The organism is Actinomycetospora sp. (genome assembly GCF_055612215.1).
Genome location: NZ_JBVPVA010000361.1, coordinates 1 through 2943 on the forward strand (window position 1 = coordinate 1; position 2943 = coordinate 2943).

Sequence of the window (2943 nt, forward strand, 5' to 3'; positions counted from 1 at the left end):
GTGGGCCTCGATCGGCAACGTCCTGCCCGACGACCCGCAGTGGTGGGCCGGCGGCCACGGCCTGCACTCCACCCCGCGCGACTACATCCGCTTCGAGCGGGCGCTGCTGCGCGGCGGCGAGCTCGACGGGGCCCGCATCCTGAGCCAGGAGACCGTCGACGCCGCGTTCTCCGACCAGCTCGAGGGCGCCCCGATGCCCACCGAGATCACCACCGCCGACCCGGCCACGACGGACACGCTCCACCTCGGCCCGGGCTGGACCTGGGGCTACGGACTGCTGCTCAACACCGCCGACATCCCGGGCCGCCGCAAGGCCTGGAGCGGTGCCTGGGCGGGCCTGTTCAACACCCACTTCTTCATCGACCGCACGACCGGCATCTGCGCCTCGATCTACACCAACTCGCTGCCGTTCATCACCGAGCACGAGGCGTGGAAGCTCTACGGCGACTTCGAGGACGCGCTGTACGCGTCGCTCTAGCCGCCGTGCGTCGTCGCCGACCGGTAGTCGGTGTAGGTGTACGGGTTGTCGAGCACCTTCGTCGTCGGGACCTCGGGGTTCATGCCCTGCGCCCAGGCCTCCTCCCCGAGGGTGGCGCGCAGGTGGTCCACCGTCGCGTCCACGGCCCGGCGCGCGGCGGCGAGGTCGACCCCGACGAGGCGGTGGTCCCGCTTGACCACGCGCCCGTCGACGATCACGGCCTCGACGTCGCCGCGCTGGGCCTGGAAGGCGACGTGCCCGTAGGGGTGCAGCAGCGGGAACATCACCGGCGAGTGCTCGTTGCGGATCAGCACGACGTCGGCCTTCTTCCCGACCTCGAGGCTCCCGAGGTCGTCGCGGCCCAGGGCGTGCGCCCCGCCGCGGGTCGCCCAGTCGACGACCTGCTCGGCGCGCAGCGCCGCGTGCGTCACCGTCTCGCCCTTCGCGTGGGCCTCCAGGTGCTCTCGCGAGCGGTCGGCACCGAGGGTCGTGCGCATCGCGGTGAACAGGTCGCCGCTCCACCAGACCGTCGTGTCCATCGACAGCGACACCGGGATGTCGTGCTTGCGCAGGGCCCAGGTGGGCGGGTAGCCCTGCCCCGCGGACTGCTCGCTCTCGGTCGACACCGACACCGACCCACCGGTGGCGGCGATGCGGTGGTAGGAGTCCGGCGAGAGGGACGCGGCGTGGACGTACACCGTCTCGGGCGCCATGAAGCCGTGCTCGTGCATCAGCCGGATGCCGTCGTCGTTCGTCGCGCCCCAGACCCCCGCGTGCGTGGTCACCGGCACGCCGAGCTCGCGCGCCACCTCGAAGGCGGGCTTCTCGGGGAACGACGGGTCGCCGGTGACGTCGAAGGCGAGCTGGAACCCGAGCATGTCGCGGCTGCCGCTCATCCGGCGCTCGACGAACTCGCGGAACCCGGGCGAGGCCGTCCAGTTCGCGGGGGCGTCCTGGATGTTGCCGTAGGCGAGCACGAAGCGCCCCGGCACGGCCTCGAGGGCGTCCGCGGCGGCGTCGGCGTGGTCGGGCGTCTGCAGGTTGTGCGACCAGTCGACCGTCGTGGTGACCCCGGCCTCGATCGCCTCGAGGGCACCGACGAGGTTCCCGGCGTGCACGTCCTCGGGCCGGAAGGCCGTGCCGTGCTCGAGGTAGTTCCAGACGAAGTACTGCGTGAGCGTCCAGTCGGCGCCGTAGCCGCGCATCACGGTCTGCCACATGTGCCGGTGCGTGTCGATCATCCCGGGCATGACGATGCCGCCGCGCGCGTCGATCTCGTCGGTGCCCTCGGGCACCTCGAGGTCGGGGCCGATCGCGGCGATCCGGTCGTCCACGACGAGCACGTCGGCGCCGGTCAGGACGGTGTGCGCCGCGTCGAGGGTGAGCACGGTCCCGCCCCGCAGGACGACCGCGCGCCGGGCGGTGGACTCGGACATCGCGTGCTCCCTCGTTCTCGGACATACGTCCGCATCGCGGTCAGATGACGCAGGTCACTGTGCTCACGGATGGTTTCGATGTCAACGGCTCGGCGATCCGGCCGCTCGTCCCCCGGGATCTGTAGCGAGTGTCCGCCAGGCGGTCACCGAGCGGCTACGCTGCGCCCGACCGCGCCGAGCAGGCCCGGACGAGCAGTGAGGGAGGCGTGGGCGTGCCGCGAGAGGGGGCCGGGCCGGACTTCATCGAGGCGCTGGCGCGCGGGCTCGAGGTGATCGCGGCGTTCCGGGTGGGTGGGGCGCACACGGGCCCCGAGATGACGCTGGCCGAGGTCGCCACCGCCACCGGGCTCGCCCGTCCGACCGCGCGCCGGATCCTGCTGACCCTCACCGAGCTCGGCTACGTGCGCAGCGGTGAGCGCGGGTTCGCCCTCACCCCGCGCGTGCTCGAGCTGGGCGTGGCCTACGTCGGGTCGATGGGGCTCTGGGACGTCGCCCGTCCGCACCTCGAGGCGCTCTCGGCGCGCACCCACGAGTCGTGCTCGATCGCGCAGCTCGACGGGTCGGACATCGTCTACGTGGCCCGCGCGTCGGTACCCAAGATCGTCTCGCTGGCCGTGCAGATCGGCACGCGGTTCCCGGCGCTGCCGACCTCGCTCGGGAAGGTGCAGCTTGCGGCGCTGCCCCCCGACGAGCTCGACCGCGTCCTCGCTGAGCCCACCCGCTCCGGGCTCGTCCCGCGGTGGCAGCCCTCGCGCGAGGAGCGCGACGCCGCGCTGCGCGAGGTCCGGGCCCGCGGATGGGCCCTCACCGACGAGCAGCTCACGCTCGGCATCCGCTCGGTCGCGGCACCCCTGCGCGACGGCACCGGGCGGGTGATCGCGGGGGTCAACGTCAACTGCCACGCCGCGGAGACCTCGGTCGAGCACCTGGTCGAGCACCACCTGCCCCTGCTGCTCGCGACGGCGGGGGAGATCAGCGCCGACTTCGCCCGCCGGGAGTCGCTGCCGCACGTGACGCTGCCGGCGTCCT

General features: G+C 73.0%; 3 protein-coding genes. 2 read left to right on the top strand and 1 reads right to left on the bottom strand.

From position 1 onward, the window contains the following. A partial coding sequence (locus AC0CYZ_RS10300; protein ID WP_472214903.1) for a serine hydrolase occupies positions 1-478 on the top strand: 478 nt, incomplete at its 5' end. On the opposite strand, the gene AC0CYZ_RS10305 is transcribed toward AC0CYZ_RS10300, so the two are convergent. Then, positions 475-1914, bottom strand: coding sequence for an amidohydrolase family protein (locus tag AC0CYZ_RS10305; protein ID WP_472214905.1), 1440 nt, complete (start codon positions 1912-1914; stop codon positions 475-477). The genes AC0CYZ_RS10300 and AC0CYZ_RS10305 overlap by 4 nt on opposite strands. Positions 1915-2126: 212 nt before the next feature. On the opposite strand from AC0CYZ_RS10305, the gene AC0CYZ_RS10310 reads away from it, so the two are divergent. Further along, positions 2127-2943, top strand: an 817-nt coding sequence (locus AC0CYZ_RS10310) for an IclR family transcriptional regulator domain-containing protein (RefSeq protein ID WP_472214907.1), incomplete at its 3' end; no start/stop codon positions are given.

Excerpts from the sequence above, each read along its gene's own strand:
- AC0CYZ_RS10305 (WP_472214905.1), bottom strand. The coding sequence starts at position 1,914 with ATGTCCGAGTCCACCGCCCGGCGCGCGGTCGTCCTGCGGGGCGGGACC.